Origin of the sequence: Parashewanella hymeniacidonis (genome assembly GCF_016900895.1) — a bacterium.
Classification (GTDB): Bacteria; Pseudomonadota; Gammaproteobacteria; order Enterobacterales; family Shewanellaceae; genus Parashewanella; species Parashewanella hymeniacidonis.
Genome location: NZ_JAFEUN010000002.1, coordinates 17,789 through 35,648, shown reverse-complemented (window position 1 = coordinate 35,648; position 17,860 = coordinate 17,789). Strand labels below are relative to the sequence as shown.

The window sequence follows — 17,860 nt, the reverse complement described above, 5'->3', positions numbered from 1 at the left end:
TGTTCTAGAAGCTCATCACCAACGGTTGGTCAAAATTATCCTGCTACTTATGAGTTTTTTATTCGTCATCGTTTACATTCTACTAGTTTAATTTACAGTGCCTAGAAAGAAGTAGGATCAGGATAGACTTATGCCAGGAAAAACTAAAAGGAAATTTGTGAGCGAAACCATTAAGTACAAGAAGTGTTACCGAGCGCCAATTCTTAAAGTTATGACAACAATGCCATACGAATACGACCCTGAAGCTTTGTTGCAGAAGTTTCAGAAGTTTTATCCCAAGAAGTGGAAGGAGTTAAATGAACGCTACAAACAGTACCAAGGTCTCGACGAATTTTTAGTCAGATGTGGAAAAAAGCGAAGATATAAACACCTAAGTCCTCCAAATTTTTTCAAAAACCTGCCAATTGTTAAAAGTGTATGTTCTGTTAAATACAAACAGCAGCGACAAGCTACTTTCAACGAAGAGTCTATTGCAAAGGCGGAGGAGAGCATGACAAATACCATTAATTTACTCCAACCTTCCCCCCTTCTAATGCAAGAGGTAGACCCTTATTACTTAGAGGTTTACATTGCTGCATATCACAAACGCGGTTCAACACACAGTGAAAAGCTTGAAATCATAAGCGAGTTGCGAAAATTTAATACAGAAAGAACGCAACTATTCTTCCAAAAATTGAATAGCTCCGAAAGAAATAATCACATTAGAAATATCGCATTTAAACATCTACAAGAACTAAGTGCTTTTGTTCGCAAATGTAAAGGGTTTAAAGGTAAGAAAAAACAATACCACTTGGAAAAAGTCAATTTTGAAGTATCACCCCAGGACCTAGCCAACCTCCTTAGTTCAAATAGCTTACAGAGTACGAAAACCTTTGATTGTTTTGTATCACATAGCTATAAAGATAGTCTGCTAATTAGTGACTTGAAAAAACAACTGAACAAGCATGACATTCATATTTACTATGATTGGAGTAGCGATAGTGACTTTTTAAAACGAGAGCTTACGAGTGAATTCACCAAAATTGTGCTTAAAGAAAGAATCAAACAATCGCATAGATTTCTCTTCGTCCAGACCAATAATTCTGTGTCTGAAAGACTCGAAGTTAAGTCTCTTTGGGTACAAATGGAACTAGATTACGCCGTTGAAATTGGTAAAGAAATACACTGCTTAAATTTGACTGAATTTCCACCTCTTTTTAGTGCGCTAGAACTTCAAAACGATAACACAGAGCTAACTAAAAGTTCTGTAAGCTTCATTAAAACTTCTATCAAATAAAATGGTAGCTCTACACGCACTCAGTCTTGTACCAAGACTATCTATTAAAGAAGGGGCTGTTCTCCGATTCATCCATTTGTCTCGCCAACTAGTAATGGGGCAGGAATGTGCCAGTCGATTATGCTGGCACAGGTTTGGACATAAATGATTTAGGTGGACTGCTTTAAATTAGCTACTCCAGACTAGAAAAAATTAAGCAGTGGCCAATACCCCATTATAACTTATGTCTCTGTACATCTCTCTTTTAAAGTAACATGTCGAAGTCTAGTATGTTTTTGCTGGAAATCTCAAGTTAACATTCTTTTCAGTTCCAATAGTATATGCTGGAATATTAAAAATAAGGTTTGAAGTATCTAACGCTCTATCTCCTCTAAATTTAAATATAACCACTTCTTGAGGATATATTTTCCTATCTTCACTGGCATACAGTCTGAAGTGATTTCCATACTGGTCATTAAGCGTCAATCCGTTAACCACGAAAACACATTCAGTTCCTCCAAATTTTGTATCCACCAAAGTACATTTGGTGAAATTAGTTTTTAATATTTTATTTTTTTGTATATTTTTTATTGATATAAATAAAGTGGAGTTAGTATAGTCTATTAACTTAATGACAATCTTACTGTCTTTGTACACTGTTCCTTTATTTGCTAGATAGCTAGCTCGTCTGTTCTTTACTTTATCACTCGCAATTTGCTTCTGTTTAATTTCTGCATTTTTACGCTTTAAAACTATTTGTTGGTACTCCTCACCTTTATTCACTTCAGTGATTAGGTTTGGTATCGTCACATTTATGAGCCCTTTAAACACTTCAACCTCAAAGGCTAATTGTTTAGATACCGATTTACTTCTATAGCTGTTATTAAAAGTACACTCAGCATCCTTTATGGCCTTAATTTCTCTTTCTTTCGACTTTATTGTTTTTTCTGCTAATTCAGTTGCATATAGCAATTTTTTTCGCGCTTCACTAGGGTTTCGCCCTGTTGTTTCCAGCTCATTTTTTGCGCCAGTCCTGTAGTTTTCAACCTTGGCGAAGGTAGTTCTGTTGTATTTATTACTAAGTTGAAGTATTGCAGTCCCTGTATATGGTTTTTCTATTGTTGGTATTACTTTATCGAAATCATTCCAGTAAACCCCAGGTCCAATTTCTTCCTGAAAGCGTTTAATTAATGCCTCAGTTTCTTTCGTGTTTTTGTTATTTATACAGCTTGGTATATTTGAAGTCGGTTTTGGTATATTTGGTGTCGGTTTTGGTTTTTGTACACAGGCACTAAGCGACAATGATACCAAAAGAATTAAAATAATCGTTTTATTCATAAAAATCTTTATCTCACGTAAGTTATCTGTATAAACGAGCCTATCTTAACAAGGGCATCAGTTATAAACACTATCACTAATCACATAATAAACCTCAAACTTATACACAAAAGACAAGACGAGCACCGGATCAGGACCTAAAAGACCGGAATTACACCCAACCTACTCCCATACTAATGCTGCCACCGGTAACCTACATCTCAATACCAGCAAAACTAACAATCTTCAAAGTACAGGACGGTGTTGGATCTGTTGGGAATGAATGAGGTTGCATTGCGCACAGATTCTGCATGCCAAAGGACAAGATATGGACCAGAGCTTAGAGAACCCCACATATTTTTGTGTTAAATAATTCCGAAAGTACTGCGATAAATACTGTGGTTTTTAAGGTAACGATAAAAGTTTTCCATTAATGGTAGCGCCCATTCTTCTTTCATCGTCGGTAAAAGCTCATAATAGATGCAGCCTTGGCGAAATAAAGAGTAGCTTCTTGTCTTTGTTGTATTGGCTTTAATTGTCTTTTCTAAATCAGCATCTTCACTGTGTTTGGGTACTAGAACCGTGCAAGCTATTACAAATCCGATTTTAAAATTTTGTATGGTTTGATTTAGATTTTGGAAGATTTATTGTGAAAACATTTCTTTGAAATTTAAATCCCAATGTTTCTTCTAAAGTTCTTGGATATGGAGTTACAGCGATAAGACCTGAATTTAGTTCAATAATTTTTTTGGCCATATACATGCCGAGACCATCACCTGCTTTTCCTATTTTAGTGGGAAGATTACCAGACACTCCCTCAAAAAATATTTGTTCTATTTCATTTTCTTTTATTTCTGTACTAATCATATCCATTGAAATTTGTGTGTATATACCATTACTACCTATATCAACGTTTAAAATAGAATCAGTTTTAATAAACTTAGCTGCATTTTCAATTATATGATACAAGGCAACATGAACTGATTCGTAATCAAAATAAGCCATATTCGTACTCTCGTCACCAACAACAACCTCCACATTCTTATCGGTAAAATCAGAGAAAAATAGATAAAACATATTCATTAATACTTTGTGAATATTATGCGTTCTTCTTTGCAATTCTGGATTAGTAACAAATAGTTTTTTAAATACTGAAAACTCTACCTTCATAGATGCGTTATTTTTAGCAATCCTCAACAATGTAATTGCTGTTTCTTTAGGTTCTTTTTTGACAATATTTTCAGCGAAGGATATTTGTTTTTTCATATTTAGACTAACCCCATCCTGAGGGATTAATGAGTATATTTCTTGAATGTTATGGGCATTAATAGTAGTTAAATTATGAATTAGTCGGCTTGTGTTTTTATTTATTGATTTATTAGCACTATCAATTATTTCATCTATTGAGTCCGTAGAGTTTAAAATTACATTTAATTGGGTTCTAAACTTTTGTGAACTCTTTAAAAAGTCTTTATTTGAACTGAATCCATAAACTGTAAATGAATCATTTCTTAAAACACCAGCTCTTATACCTACATCACCAACTTTCTGAGATTGAGAGGCTACGTCTTTTATTAAAGTAACTTCATAAGGTAATAAACCACAAAAAATCACTTTTCCTTTAGAGTTTTGAATTCTATAACGGACAGTCATAAATTAAGACTCTCCTCCAATAGTAAAATCTTCAACAAGTCGTTGGAATTCGTAAGGATCTGCATTTTTTGCTAAGAATGAATCAGCTTCCCTTAAGGCTTTGTGAAATCTGTCACCTTGAGTTTCAGCAGAATATATTACTACTTTTTTCTTTGGATATTTTTGTTTTACAGCAAGAGCTAAACCTAATCCTTCATCATTAAAGCCCATCGCTAACCCAACGCCCTGAACATCAATAAATAAAATTGATGCATTAATAACATCTTGCTCATCTAATGCTTCACAGTCCTTAATTAATTTTGTGTGAACCCATCCGCTTCTAATTAATATTTTTGAAACCTTGAAACGCATATCATCATCGATAAATAAGATCCTAGTTTCATTTTTAAAATCATCTAATGTTTTGTTTTTTACTGGCTCAGCATTGAGTTCTTTTTTATTATTTAGTGCTTTATACTCAGTGGAGGATTCATTAGCTGGCTTAAAATAAGCCTTAATTCTTTCAAAGAAAAAAATTATACAACCTAAAAAGGTTACACCGATTCCACTAAATAACCACTCTGCATTTTCTACTACCCAATCCATATATTTTTCCATTTTATAAAAATAGGCCAACTTAAAAAGCCCAAACAGTATTTGTCCTAGTTGACTGCCTAGCTACTTATTGAGCACCTACCCAGCACAGTAATAGACCACTATGTTGTAGGCACCTCAGAAAATTCAATGATACTCTACAATAAGCTACCCATATTACTGCGGAATCGATATACATACCAGAATGATGTACGTTTTCACCATTGATGTTACAGGCGCACTTGTTCATCAGAAAATCAAAGACTCGCGAGAAGAACTTATTGAATTATTGATTCTGACAACCATTGTAGAGCTAATGATCTAACTTGGTTTGGGGCAATTCCGAGTTTGCAGAAAAACCAAGTTATACCACTTACATTCTTTCAACTGCTCAAAATTAAGAATATACATTCACTTTTAAGGACTAAAAGGCATTTTTGATTGTAAGAGAAAAGGAAGGATTGGTGCTACAAAAGCGTGCTACATCTGGGTGAGGCGTCGCGCTAATCTCGCGCAAATCTCGCGCATCTAATTATTTTAGCGTGCGATAAAAGTTGAAAAAGCTTTATATATCAACAAGAAAATTGGTCGGTATGAGAGGATTCGAACCTCCGACCCCTGACACCCCATGACAGTGCGCTACCGGACTGCGCTACATACCGACAATAATGACTCAATCACTTCCAATAAAGAGGAAAACTTGAACTAGATCACAGCTAACTCTAACAACTGAATTTTATTTCATCAAGTCGTTTAAATTACTAGCTAAAGCGACGTTCAAAAAACAAGCAAACAAACTACAAACAAAACGATGCTTAAATTACATCTTTTGCTTCATATTTAACCATTTTGTCATCTTAAATTAATTTTAGAGTAATCATTCTGATCTAAAGTTTTCAAACTTCACTTTTAATCAAAATTAATCAAACTTTAAATACAATATTTATATACATAAACTTAACAAATTTGAATTTTTAGTCACTTTTTTAGCTTGTTTTTGTGTGATGCAGTTCACATACACCTACTTTTATTTACTTGATAATCACATAAGTTATTACATATAACGAATAATAATTTATAGGGGTTATAATGATTTTTGGTAACAAGTTACAATTAAAAACTAAAACTGCAATTGCATTAGCAGTGGCTGCATCACTTGGTTTAACAGCTTGTAACAGTGATGATAATGACAAGAAAGATCATAAGGATCAGATAAAACTACGCGTGATGGAAACATCTGATCTTCACACCAACATAATGGATTATAACTATTACAAAGATGCTGAAGACCAAACAATTGGGCTTGCTCGTGTAGCCAGTATTGTTCACAACGCACGTGCCGAAGTAAACAACTCTGTTCTTGTAGACAACGGCGATCTTCTTCAAGGCAGTCCAATGGGCGACTACATGGCTGATGAGTTCAAAAAGAACAACAATGAACTGCAAGGTACTCACCCAGCCTACAAAGCCATGAATCTACTCGATTATGATGTAGGTAACATTGGTAATCATGAATTTAATTTCGGACTTGAATTTTTAGATCAGTCTATTGCTGGAGCTAACTTCCCTTACATCAATTCAAACGTTATTTGTGATACAGATTGTGGTAAAGACGATTTAGACCAATATGATCATCGTTTCACTCCATATTTAATCAAAGAAAAGACCGTCGTTGATACTGATGGTGACGAGCACACAATTAAAATTGGCTATATTGGTTTTGTTCCTCCACAAATCATGCTTTGGGATGCCAAAAACTTAAATGGTCGTGTTACCGCAAACAGTATCATTGATTCAGCAAAGATATTTGTTCCAAAAATGAAAGCTGAAGGCGCCGACATCATTGTTGCGATCCCTCATTCTGGCATCGGTAACCCTGATGACAAAAACCCTGATATGGAAAATGCAGTATACAAACTGACTCAAGTTGATGGAATCGACGCTGTAATGTTCGGTCACAGCCACCAAGTATTCCCTAGTGATAAATATGCTGATTTAGAAAACGCTGACGTCGAAAAAGGCACTATTAACGGTACTGCATCAGTAATGCCAGGCCGTTGGGGTGATAACTTAGGTATCATCGATTTAGTGATTGAGAAAGATGGAGAGTCTTGGAAAGTTGTAGACTCTCAAAGCAGCACACGTGCTATTTTCGATGCAAGTGAGAAATCTCCTCTTGTCGATGCAGATAAAGATATCCATGATGCAGTGGAATTGGAACACAAAGGCACCAGAGAATACGTTAACGCTCCAATTGGTAAAGCTTCTGCAAACATGTATAGCTTCTTATCAATGGCACAAGATGACCCTACGGTTCAAATCGTAGCAGATGCTCAAATGTGGTATGCCCAAGATAAATTACCTGCAGACCTAAAAGAACTACCAATCTTATCTGCTGCTGCACCGTTTAAGGCTGGTGGTCGTTACTCTGATAGTGATTCAGATCAATATGTACAAGTTGATAAAGGCGATTTAGCGATTAAAGATGCCGCTGACTTGTATTTGTATCCAAATACAATGGTAGCTCTGAAAATTACTGGTGCAGAACTGAAAGAATGGCTGGAATGTAGTGTAAACCAATTCAATCAAATTGATCCTTCAAAATCAGAAATTCAGCAACTGATCAATCGTGATGGTCACCCTACTTATAACTTTGATAGCATCGACGGTGTAACTTATAAAGTTGATGTGACTAAGCCAAGTAACTATGACCGCGATTGTGTAGTTCAAAATGTTGATGGTGGCAGCCAAAGAATCATCGATCTTGAATACAAAGATCAGCCAGTAGTAGCTGACCAAGAATTTGTTGTTATCACCAATAATTACCGTGGGTTTGGTGGTAAATTTGCTGGCACTGGTGAAGACCATATTGTTCATGATTTTGCTGTTGAAAACCGTCAAGTACTAACTGACTATATTAAAGAGAAATCTGAATTCGATCCTAAGACTGGTGAGTCAGCAAAAGAAATTAATACTGAAGCAAACTACAACTGGAACTTCAAAAACATTGAATCTTCTGTAGAGCTAAATATTACTTTTGAAACTCAAGATAGCGAGAAGGCACATAGCTTTGTTGAAGCTAATAAACAACGTGCAATGAAAAAACTTGAGATTGAAGACAGTGTTCCTGGTTTTGCGATTTACAGTATCGATATGACTCAAGAGTTAGAAGATTAAATAAAATAATAATCTCGTACCCTGCCAAGCCCTCTTGATTGAGGGCTTTTTCGTTTAAAAAAGCCATCCATTTATGCTTTAGCAAGACAATGTGAGACACCATGATTATTTTTACTCATCGCTTTTAAAACAGCATCAGCTTCTTTAGCAAGCGTTTGCATGTTGCTTAACATTGTTTTAAGTTGTTTCGCAGAAAAATGAACAGGTGAACTGGAATTCATCGATACAGAGTTTTCATTTTATACATCACTAAAATCACCGATATTTGTACCACTTGTACCTGCGGTAATCACTTTAGATTGCTTTCCTAGAAGTTGATCTAACTCATTCATAAAACTGGCCTTATCTTTTTTGTAGTGACCACCAGTTTTATTGTCTGCAGTTTTACCCATGCTTTAAATGTCTGAGCGGTTGCCAAACTGAGCATGGCCATTACTGTCATATCGATATGAGGTAAGCATTCACCAGAGGGGTATTGACAATCTCAAACTCCCGTTTATTGGCATTTATAACTACAAGCTTGCCATTGTTTTGTGACACAAGTACCACCCCGCAAGTAAGTTTCACTGTTTATTTGAAAAGTCAATACGGGGCTGGTCAATGGTTACGATATGAGCGCCAGCATTATTTTTTTACGAGATTAGGGTCATTGACATAAATCGCACTTGGTAGAGGTTTTGTTGTATAAATTGGGATAGAAGACATTTGAGACTCCTCCTAGTTAATTTTCTTCTATTTAAAGATACTTAATCGGTGAGTTCATTGCTTTTAGTTCTATATAACTTACCCCACAGTTAGTCTACCCACTAAAAAGCCCGCTATATCAGCAGGCTTAATTTCATGTGTTTTGAAAGGTACTACTTATTGATTTCTCAACGCTTCAATACGCTTTTCAAGTGGTGGGTGACTCATGAAGAACTCAGCGGCTGAGCGCTTACCATTAATACCAAGAGCTGACATTTGTGCTGGCATTGCATTACTTTCAGGTCCTTGACGTAAACGCTCTAATGCTGCGATCATTTTGTTTGCACCAACCAGTTTGGCTGCACCTGCATCCGCACGGTATTCGCGAATACGTGAAAAGTAATGAACAATAGTCGAGGCTAAAATACCAAGAATCATATCCAGAACAAATACGACAGCCATGTAGGCAAACACGCCCATACCTTCGCCCTCTTCATCATTGCTTGATACAAATGTATCAATTGCTCTTGCAATTGCGCGTGCCGCAAAGATAACAAAGGTATTCACTACACCCTGAATAAGCGTTAATGTGACCATATCACCATTGGCAACATGACTCACTTCATGAGCTAAAACGGCTTCAACTTCATCACGACTCATACCATGTAAAAGGCCTGTGCTTACCGCAACAAGTGAATTATTCTTACTCGGTCCAGTTGCAAAAGCATTTAATTCAGGAGAATGATAAACAGCAACTTCTGGCATTTTAATACCAGCTTGCTCTGCCTGACGAGCAACCGTTTCCACTAACCATTTTTCATCACTATCTCTCGGGTTAGTAATTACTTCACAACCCATTGTTTTTTTTGCCATCCATTTTGAAATTTTTAAGCTCACGAATGAACCACCAAATCCAATCAAGGCCGCAAACACTAACAAACCGCTCATTGTCGATGGGTTAACACCTAAAATCGACATAATTAACGATGCAACTAACAGTACAGCAATATTGGTTGCTATTAACAAAAACACACGCTTCATCGGGTACTCCTAAAGCAAAACCGTGTCAAATTCACATATCTAAGAAGACATAATATGTCTGTTTTTTGAGATTTCAAGGGTAAACCAGCAAATACCTTACTGATGGTTTAAATAACCACCAGTCACTACAACAAAATTGCGATATTACGCTATTCCGTTTTCAACAAGCTTTGATACACTGGATTCAATTAAAAATATTGGAAAATCAAATGTCAATCAATGCTCTACTTCTTAGCAGCTCGCGTGAAGGTTCAACTCCATACCTCAGCCACGCATTGCCGCTCATTAAACCATTTACCAAGACCGCTAAGAAATGGGTCTTCATCCCTTTTGCCGGTGTCAGTTTTAGTTACGATAAATACCTTGAAATTGTTGCTGCTGCTCTCTCTGACCTGAATATTGAGATCACCAGCATTCATCAACACAAAGACCCTAAAAAAGCCTTAATCGAGGCTGAAGGTGTAATGATTGGCGGCGGCAATACTTTCCACCTATTGCATGAGCTTTACAAATATGACTTAGTTTCTCTTTTAAAAGAGCGAGTTAATGACGGCATGCTTTACATTGGCTGGAGTGCGGGTTCTAACATTACTGGTAAAAGTATTCGAACAACTAATGATATGCCAATTATCGAACCTCCTTCTTTTGCTGCGTTAGGGATTCTGCCATTCCAGCTAAACCCGCATTACACTAATTACCAAGCTCCAGGTCATAATGGAGAAACCAGAGCTCAAAGATTACTCGAATTTACCAAGGTTGACCCTGAAACTCCTGTTGTAGGGATCCAAGAAGGATCAGCACTACTTCGTCAGGGAGATAAACTTACATTAGTTGGAGAGAAGGAAGCATTCTTATTCAGTGGCACTCAACAAGAAATCACCATTCCAATGAATAGCGATTTGTCACATCTGTTGTAATAAGACTTTTATATCTAGATAATCGGCGGCAGTTTTAGCCGCCGAACTTTTTAAATGTGGAACAAACCCTAAAAACGGAGACTTCATCATTAATTTCAGGCTTTCAAGGTTTTCACTTTGAACATCCATATTTTCGTCAACACCATTCGCCACCCAACCAGCAATCTTTAACCCATCATTAATAATTGCTTCTTGTGTGAGCATTGCATGGTTTAAACAGCCTAATTTCATTCCAACAACCAAAATTACTGGCCATTCCAGTTCAGAAATAACATCTGATAAAAACTCAGTGTCATTTAAAGGTAAACGCCAGCCACCAGCACCTTCAACTAAAGTAAAATCAGCATATTTCAACATATCTTGGTTGATATACTGCTTCACGACGTTTTTCGATAGTTCAAAACCAACTTGTTTTGCAGCAATATGGGGGGCTATAGCTGGCAAAAAACTAATTGGGTTTACAACTGAATACGGCAATTCTTTCGTTGAATGAGCCATCAAAGATAACGCATCACTGTTTCTTAAACCTTGCTCTGTCTGCACACATCCTGAGGCAATAGGTTTGAAACCGATAACCGTTTTAGCCTCACCAATTGCCTGATAATGTTCAGCAACCGCAGCTAAAAGGGCTGAGCTCACAAAGGTTTTACCGCTATCCGTATCAGTCCCTGACACGAAATAATGTTTAGGTTGAAAGGTTTTGATACTAGACATTGCAGTAAGAGACATAGCTACCCCAGTTTTTTGGCTTTAATTTGGACAATGTTATAGGTCAAAGGTAAACCTTTATCGGTTCTTAAAAGTTCAGCTTGTTCAACAAGCCGGAACCAGTGTTTTTTACCTTTTAAAGATTGATTTTGATGGTTCTGTTCTACAGCTTTAATGGCTGAAGCGCCAACACCTTTGATTGAATACAATAACGACTTTAAGTCATCAAAATAAATAATCTCACGACGAACTTGGCACTCAAGCTCGCTCCAGAAGTTATTTTCAAAAGCGGCCTGAAACTCACTAACCGTATTAAATTGATTAGCCTTCAGACCAAGTTTAGATAACTCAGGCAAACTATTAGCGGCTACCAGTGATATGGCTACTTCACCTTCGGGTTTAAGTATGCGATGAAGCTCAGCAGTCACGGCAGAAAAATCATCACACCATTGCAACGCTAAATTGGAAATCACGGAGTCAACGCTTTCACCCTGCAAAGGTAATTTAGCTGCGTCGCCATTTATCGCTTTATAGTCAGGAAAATTTGTCTGTAATTCTTTGAGCATACCTAGTGCAATATCTACACACACGACATTTTTTGCAGCAGTGTTGTAATGAGTACCTGGGCCAGCACCAAGATCCAAGATCTGACCAGAGAGCTCAATGGCATTTTTAAGCTTATTAGAACATCGATCCTGCAGCTCACTGTATTTTCGGTAATGTTTGGATGCTTTAGAGAAAGTATCGCCAATTACATTCGTGTCTCGATTAAACACTTTAATTTGCTGTAGACACCTTTCAGCCAGCATAATGACCTCCAGATTTACATAAATTGAGTTGTTCTAAGACATTTGAAAGAGCAGTAACACAGGACTCTATTTGCAACTGACTATGGGAAGCCGTAATCGTAATTCTCAGTCTATCCGTTCCTTTTGGTACGGTAGGTGTTCTAATTGCACCGCACCAAACACCATGCGATTTCAGTTCGTCGGCAACTTGCAAAGTAGATTTAGGATCACCAATTACAACACCTTGAATAGGTGTTTCTGAATCCATTAACTGAATACCTCTACTTTTCGCTAGTTCTCTGAACTGTTTAATATTGTTTTGAAGTTTATTATTGAGCTGCGTATCAGTACATACTTTTTTTACTGCGGCTAGTGCAATTGCCGCATTTAATGGCGATAACCCTGTTGAGTAAATATAATCTCTTGAATGATTAACTAAATAATCGATAAGCATCTGAGAACCTAAAACCGCAGCACCTTGGCAACCCAAAGCTTTACCAAAAGTCACTATTTGCACGTTTGCTATTTTTGAAGTCACCGCAGAATTTTGATTCAGCACACCAAACCCATGAGCATCATCAACTATCAAAGCAACGTCATATTTGTTACAAAGTTCGGATAGTTTACTAAGCGGTGCTTTATCTCCGTCCATACTAAAAACAGATTCTGTGATCAATGCAGTTACTTCAGAAGCACTGAGCCATTTTTCAACCTGGGCGATATGGTTGTGAACAAACCGCTTAAAACGGACAGCAGAGTGACGTAACCCATCAATGATTGAAGCGTGGACGAGTTTATCTGCGATAACATAATCATTCTCATCCAGAAGCCCCGTAATCAAACCATGATTTGCACTAAAGCCAGAGCTAAATAAAATAGCGGCTTCATGCCCTGTTACCTTACAAAGCTCTTGTTCAAGTTCCCTATGAATATCTTGATATCCAGTGACAATTGGGGACGCACCACTTCCAACAGCAAGCGTATGCGAAGCAGAACCCAATGCTTCGGCTTCATTATAGTGAGACGCTAATCCTAGATAATCATTACTGCTGAAATTGATGTATCGCTTGTTATCAACAGTAATGGTGCCATCAGAGCTTTGCTGGCTACACTCAACAACGTTACGCTGTCTGAGCAAAGATTGTTCAGCTAAAGATGCAAGCTTACTCTCAATTTTGTTGTGCAACAATTGAGGCATAAATTACAACGCACTCGCATCGTAAAACTGTGAAGTTGCTTTGCTGTGTTGAGCCGATGCTTTATCGATCATTTTCGATTCTTGTTCAATTTTAGCCGCAACACCTTGCTCAGGTTTTAGACCTAAACGTCTGAATAAACTCATATCATCATTTTCTTCAGGGTTTGGCGTAGTCAACAATTTACAACCATAGAAGATCGAATTTGCACCAGCAAAGAAACACATAGCTTGCAGTTCGTCAGTCATGTTTTCACGACCTGCTGATAAACGAACACGAGATTTCGGCATGATGATGCGAGCAACTGCAATGGTGCGGACAAATTCAATTGGGTCTAAGTCATCGATTTTCTCAAATGGTGTACCGGCCACTTTTACCAACATATTGATGGGTACAGATTCTGGGTGTTTCTCTAAATTAGCCAGTTGATGCAGTAATCCTGCTCTGTCTTTGGCCTCTTCACCCATCCCCACAATACCACCAGAGCAGACTTTCATACCTGATGCACGAACATTGCTTAAGGTATCAATACGGTTTTGGTATGTACGAGTGGTAATAACGTCACCATAATATTCTGGTGAAGTATCAAGATTGTGATTGTAATAATCTAAGCCTGCATCCGCAAGTTCACTGGCTTGATCTGGCGACAGCATACCTAAAGTCATGCATGTTTCCATGCCCATTGATTTAACCTCTCTGACCATTTTGGTCAGATAAGGCATATCACGCTCCTTTGGGTTACGCCAAGCGGCACCCATACAAAAGCGCGTTGCACCCGCCGATTGAGCACTTTTCGCTTCGGTTAAAACGGTTTCCATTGCAAGCAAACGTTCTTTTTCTAGGCCAGTATCGTAACGTGCACTTTGTGGGCAGTACTTACAATCTTCAGGGCAAGCACCTGTTTTGATCGATAACAGGCGACTGATTTGAACTTCATTTGGATCAAAATGTTCTCTATGAATCGTATGAGCTTTAAAAAGCAGGTCATTCATAGGAAGCTCGAATAACGCCTCAATTTCAGACTTTGTCCAGTCGTTACGGCATTGGAGCTGCGACATAATTTATCCTTTAATTTCAATAAAACTTTGGCTAGGATAGCCACACACAGAGCACTGTCAACGCCAACCAGTTTATTAGTTTTACAGGTGATTAAAATATGAGCATAAGTAAAGCATTGCAAGAAGATAGTTTAGATTATGCGTTCGATGAACAGCACATCTGGCATCCTTACACTTCAATGACACACCCTTTCCCGATGATAGGAATAAAGTCTGCCGATGGATGTGAACTCATTACTGAAGATGGAAAGCGCCTTGTTGATGGAACAAGCTCGTGGTGGTCATGTGTTCATGGTTACAATCACCCAGTTTTAATCTCTGCAATTGAAAAGCAACTTCACCAGCTTCCTCATGTTATGTTTGGTGGCATTACTCACGAACCCGCTATAGAACTCGCCAAAAAACTTGTAAAAATAACCTGCCCAGAACTGACAAAGGTCTTCCTCGCCGACTCAGGTTCTATTGCTGTAGAAGTGGCTATGAAAATGGCATTGCAATACTGGCAAGGCAAAAACAACCCAAACAAACAAAAGATTGCCACAATTAAGCGTGGGTATCACGGAGATACATTTGCAGCTATGAGTGTGTGTGATCCAGATAATGGTATGCACACGATGTTTGGTACATCCGTGGTTAAACAAGTTTTTGCGCCTTCTCCGACCTCTGCATTTGATGATTCAAATGTTGAATCAGATTTAGCAAATTTGAGAGCAACTTTTGAAACACATCATCACCAACTTGCTGCGTTTATTATTGAACCAATTATGCAAGGCGCTGGGGGCATGTATTTTTATAGTCCCGAGTACTTAAAAGGTGTTCGTGTATTGTGCGATGAATTCAATATTCTGTTAATTCTTGATGAAATAGCGACAGGTTTTGGACGCCTTGGGAAATTGTTCGCTTACGAGTTTGCCGATATTGCACCAGACTTAATGTGCATAGGCAAAGCGTTAACAGGTGGTTACATTAGCTTAGCTGCCACAATGTGTAGCGATAATGTTGCGCAAGGTATTTCAGATTCCCCCGCTGGCGTATTCATGCACGGGCCGACGTTTATGGGTAACCCTTTGGCCTGCGCCGCAGCAAATGCTAGCTTAGAGCTCATTGCAAAAAATGATTGGCAACAGCAAATTCCTGCTATTGAGATGCAAATGCAGCAAGAGCTTAAAGGAATTGAAAAACTAGACGCAGTGAACGACGTCAGAGTACTTGGAGCCGTTGCTGTTATCGAAATTGACCGCTCGCTAAATGCTGCTCAGTTACAGCCATTGTTTACTGAACAAGGCGTGTGGATTAGGGTGTTTGGTCATGTAATTTATATTATGCCACCTTATAGTATTTCATCACAGCAGCTTACTAAGCTCACTACTGCGATGAAATCTGTGGCGAAGTTTTTAAATCAATCAGAAAATCAAACCGAATCTACTTTTTTAAGTCACGGTTAAGCGAACTCTTCTTGCTCACTCAGAATCTGTTCAACTAATTTGGGAACAGATTCAGTGGCACAACCTTCATATTGTTTGTCAAAAGCCCCTGAATAGCATGGATTAAGGTTTACATCGATTGTTTTTGCGCCAAATGCTTTAGCTAATCGAACAAAACCAGCCGCAGGATAGACGGTTCCAGATGTGCCAATCGCAATAAACACATCGCATTCAGTTAATGCTCGTTCAATATGTCCCATTCCGAGTGGCATCTCGCCAAACCATACAATATGTGGTCTTAAACGATTCCCAGGAACACAGCAATGACATTTATTTTCAGCGGAAAAATCGCCTTGCATATAAAAACTTTGATGTGTGGCAGGACAGCGAGCTTTTCTCAATTCACCGTGCATGTGGAGTACTTGCTTGTGCCCGGCACGCTCATGAAGATCATCAACATTCTGAGTAATGAGGAACAAACGCCCTTCATGCTGTTGCTCTAGTTGAGCGATAGCAAAATGAGCAGCATTAGGTTCTGTATTTGAATAATCGAGCTGAGCCCGCCTTTCATTATAAAAGGCTTCGACTAACTCTGGGTTTCGATCGTAAGCTTCTGGTGTTGCAACTTCTTCGACAGCATGTTGCTCCCATAAGCCTTCTTGTGAGCGAAATGTCTTTAAGCCTGATGCAGCAGATATACCGGCACCAGTGAGTACTACGATATTGGCATTGCGGTAATTTTTCATGGCGTTCCTTCTTATCACCGTACAACCTTGGTGAAATATGTTGTTATCCTTAACGCTTAATGGCTCTAACTTTTGCATACTATCATGTTGTTAATATGACAAAAAACCTCATATAAAGTATGCTTAATCCGTTGAATTAGTAGTCAAATTATCAGTTTTGTTCAAAAAAACAACTGTTTTTACTTAACAAAGTTACTTTAAAGGTTTATGTTTTAATATTCTGTCTTTATAATAATTTTTTTACCATGGATGAACCGTAAGGTTCTGCAATCAAGAGATTAGCGATGACAGATGGAAATCAAGCACTAAAAAAAGCCGGCTTAAAAGTCACTCTACCACGAGTCAAAATCCTAGAGTTGATGCAAGAACCTGAATGCCAACATATCAGTGCAGAAGACTTATACAAACGTTTACTAGAAATCGGCGAAGAAATCGGTTTAGCAACTGTTTACAGGGTATTAAACCAATTCGATGATGCAGGCATTGTTACAAGACATCATTTTGAAAGTGGTAAAGCTGTATTTGAGCTTTCAACGCAACATCACCACGATCACTTAGTTTGCCTAAGCTGCGGTAAAGTTATCGAATTCACTGATGATGTCATTGAAAGGCGTCAAATCGAAATTGCAGAAAAACACAATATCAAACTGACCAACCACAGTTTATATCTCTATGGTCACAGCACTGGTGAAGAATGTAATCACGGTGACTAACTTATTTTTTGCGGTAATACAGCCAGCGTTAGCTGGCTTTTTTATTCATGTTTTCAATGTTCCGGTGATATACACTTACCGAGTACCCCATGAACATCGTTTTCTCTCTGAGTGTTAAACCTGACTTTTTGGCCACACTCTCAGAGCCTAAATTGCCCTCTAAGATCAGCGCAATCACTTCCTCAATGCCATATTTAGGTAATAGTGGCAAAATGGCATTCGCAGCTTCACTTGCGATTCCTTTTCCCCAATACTCAGGAAAATAGCGATAACCAATTTCAATTTCATTGAGCTCTTCAATAAATTTAGGCCCACAAAACCCAATGACTTTTTTATCTTGCTTGTGATAAACCGCCCAACGCCCGTATCCGTATCTCGCATAATTTTCGAGCACAACAGTATTAAAAAGATCCTCAGCTTGTTCCCGAGATTGAAACGGTTCAGTAGGTATATAAGTTAATATCTGAGGGTCTCGATTCATTTCAAATAGTGCATCAATATCTTGCTCATTAAACTCTCGAATAATGAGCCTTTCTGTCTCAATGATCATTATATTCCCTTCCATAGGGGTGAAAACTTAAAACCAAGTAGGTTATGTATTTGTTTTTAA

The 17,860-nt window shown here is 38.0% G+C and carries 17 protein-coding genes and 1 tRNA gene; 5 read left to right on the top strand and 13 right to left on the bottom strand.

Features of this window, described 5'->3' with window-relative positions; all coding sequences use genetic code 11:
- The first annotated feature begins 130 nt into the window (after positions 1-130).
- A complete protein-coding gene (locus JQC92_RS00765) occupies positions 131-1,276 on the top strand; it encodes a TIR domain-containing protein (protein ID WP_204997844.1) in 1,146 nt (381 codons plus the stop codon).
- Between the two features lie 264 nt (positions 1,277-1,540).
- Here JQC92_RS00765 and JQC92_RS00760 read toward each other — a convergent pair whose 3' ends face one another.
- The 4 genes from JQC92_RS00760 to JQC92_RS00745 all read right to left on the bottom strand — a co-directional run bounded on the left by JQC92_RS00760 (position 1,541) and on the right by JQC92_RS00745 (position 5,460).
- A complete protein-coding gene (locus tag JQC92_RS00760) occupies positions 1,541-2,593 on the bottom strand; it encodes a hypothetical protein (RefSeq protein WP_204997843.1) in 1,053 nt (350 codons plus the stop codon).
- 585 nt (positions 2,594-3,178) lie between these two features.
- Entirely contained in the window at positions 3,179-4,225 is a 1,047-nt protein-coding gene (locus tag JQC92_RS00755; RefSeq protein ID WP_204997842.1) for a histidine kinase, read from the bottom strand.
- Positions 4,226-4,228: 3 nt separating this feature from the next.
- Positions 4,229-4,810, bottom strand: coding sequence for a DNA-binding transcriptional response regulator (locus JQC92_RS00750; protein ID WP_204997841.1), 582 nt, complete (start codon positions 4,808-4,810; stop codon positions 4,229-4,231).
- A 573-nt stretch (positions 4,811-5,383) separates the two neighbouring features.
- A tRNA-Pro gene (locus JQC92_RS00745) sits at positions 5,384-5,460 on the bottom strand.
- A 427-nt stretch (positions 5,461-5,887) separates the two neighbouring features.
- Between JQC92_RS00745 and JQC92_RS00740 the strand changes: the two genes are divergently transcribed.
- Positions 5,888-7,975 (top strand): bifunctional 2',3'-cyclic-nucleotide 2'-phosphodiesterase/3'-nucleotidase, encoded by a 2,088-nt coding sequence (locus tag JQC92_RS00740; RefSeq protein ID WP_204997840.1) that lies wholly within the window; start codon positions 5,888-5,890, stop codon positions 7,973-7,975.
- A gap of 71 nt (positions 7,976-8,046) precedes the next feature.
- Here JQC92_RS00740 and JQC92_RS00735 read toward each other — a convergent pair whose 3' ends face one another.
- From JQC92_RS00735 to htpX, 3 genes are all read right to left on the bottom strand, one after another.
- On the bottom strand, positions 8,047-8,196 hold the full coding sequence (locus tag JQC92_RS00735) for a hypothetical protein (RefSeq protein WP_204997839.1): 150 nt from the start codon (positions 8,194-8,196) through the stop codon (positions 8,047-8,049).
- Positions 8,197-8,214: 18 nt separating this feature from the next.
- A complete protein-coding gene (locus JQC92_RS00730; protein ID WP_204997838.1) occupies positions 8,215-8,367 on the bottom strand; it encodes a hypothetical protein in 153 nt (50 codons plus the stop codon).
- Positions 8,368-8,836: 469 nt separating this feature from the next.
- Positions 8,837-9,700 (bottom strand): protease HtpX, encoded by an 864-nt coding sequence (gene htpX, locus JQC92_RS00725; protein ID WP_204997837.1) that lies wholly within the window; start codon positions 9,698-9,700, stop codon positions 8,837-8,839.
- Between the two features lie 209 nt (positions 9,701-9,909).
- On the opposite strand from htpX, the gene pepE reads away from it, so the two are divergent.
- Positions 9,910-10,617, top strand: a complete 708-nt coding sequence (gene pepE / locus JQC92_RS00720; protein ID WP_204997836.1) for a dipeptidase PepE — start codon at positions 9,910-9,912, stop codon at positions 10,615-10,617.
- On the opposite strand, the gene bioD is transcribed toward pepE, so the two are convergent.
- The 4 genes from bioD to bioB are packed head-to-tail and all read right to left on the bottom strand — an operon-like array spanning position 10,603 to position 14,367.
- Complete coding sequence (gene bioD / locus JQC92_RS00715) at positions 10,603-11,346, bottom strand: dethiobiotin synthase (protein ID WP_239480248.1); 744 nt, start codon at positions 11,344-11,346, stop codon at positions 10,603-10,605. The two genes, pepE and bioD, sit on opposite strands and share 15 nt — an antisense overlap.
- A gap of 2 nt (positions 11,347-11,348) precedes the next feature.
- Positions 11,349-12,134, bottom strand: a complete 786-nt coding sequence (locus JQC92_RS00710; RefSeq protein ID WP_204997835.1) for a methyltransferase domain-containing protein — start codon at positions 12,132-12,134, stop codon at positions 11,349-11,351.
- Positions 12,124-13,311 (bottom strand): aminotransferase class I/II-fold pyridoxal phosphate-dependent enzyme, encoded by a 1,188-nt coding sequence (locus JQC92_RS00705; RefSeq protein ID WP_204997834.1) that lies wholly within the window; start codon positions 13,309-13,311, stop codon positions 12,124-12,126. Before JQC92_RS00705 ends, JQC92_RS00710 begins: the two co-directional genes overlap by 11 nt.
- A gap of 3 nt (positions 13,312-13,314) precedes the next feature.
- Entirely contained in the window at positions 13,315-14,367 is a 1,053-nt protein-coding gene (bioB, locus tag JQC92_RS00700) for a biotin synthase BioB (RefSeq protein ID WP_204997833.1), read from the bottom strand.
- 98 nt (positions 14,368-14,465) lie between these two features.
- Between bioB and bioA the strand changes: the two genes are divergently transcribed.
- A complete protein-coding gene (gene bioA / locus JQC92_RS00695; protein ID WP_204997832.1) occupies positions 14,466-15,812 on the top strand; it encodes an adenosylmethionine--8-amino-7-oxononanoate transaminase in 1,347 nt (448 codons plus the stop codon).
- Here bioA and cobB read toward each other — a convergent pair.
- Entirely contained in the window at positions 15,809-16,537 is a 729-nt protein-coding gene (gene cobB / locus JQC92_RS00690; protein ID WP_204997831.1) for a Sir2 family NAD+-dependent deacetylase, read from the bottom strand. The two genes, bioA and cobB, sit on opposite strands and share 4 nt — an antisense overlap.
- A gap of 284 nt (positions 16,538-16,821) precedes the next feature.
- Here cobB and fur point away from each other — a divergent pair, with 284 nt between their 5' ends.
- Positions 16,822-17,250 (top strand): ferric iron uptake transcriptional regulator, encoded by a 429-nt coding sequence (gene fur / locus JQC92_RS00685; RefSeq protein ID WP_204997830.1) that lies wholly within the window; start codon positions 16,822-16,824, stop codon positions 17,248-17,250.
- Between the two features lie 28 nt (positions 17,251-17,278).
- Here the strand turns inward: fur and JQC92_RS00680 are convergent, their stop codons facing one another.
- On the bottom strand, positions 17,279-17,800 hold the full coding sequence (locus JQC92_RS00680) for a GNAT family N-acetyltransferase (protein WP_204997829.1): 522 nt from the start codon (positions 17,798-17,800) through the stop codon (positions 17,279-17,281).
- Positions 17,801-17,860: the final 60 nt, after the last annotated feature.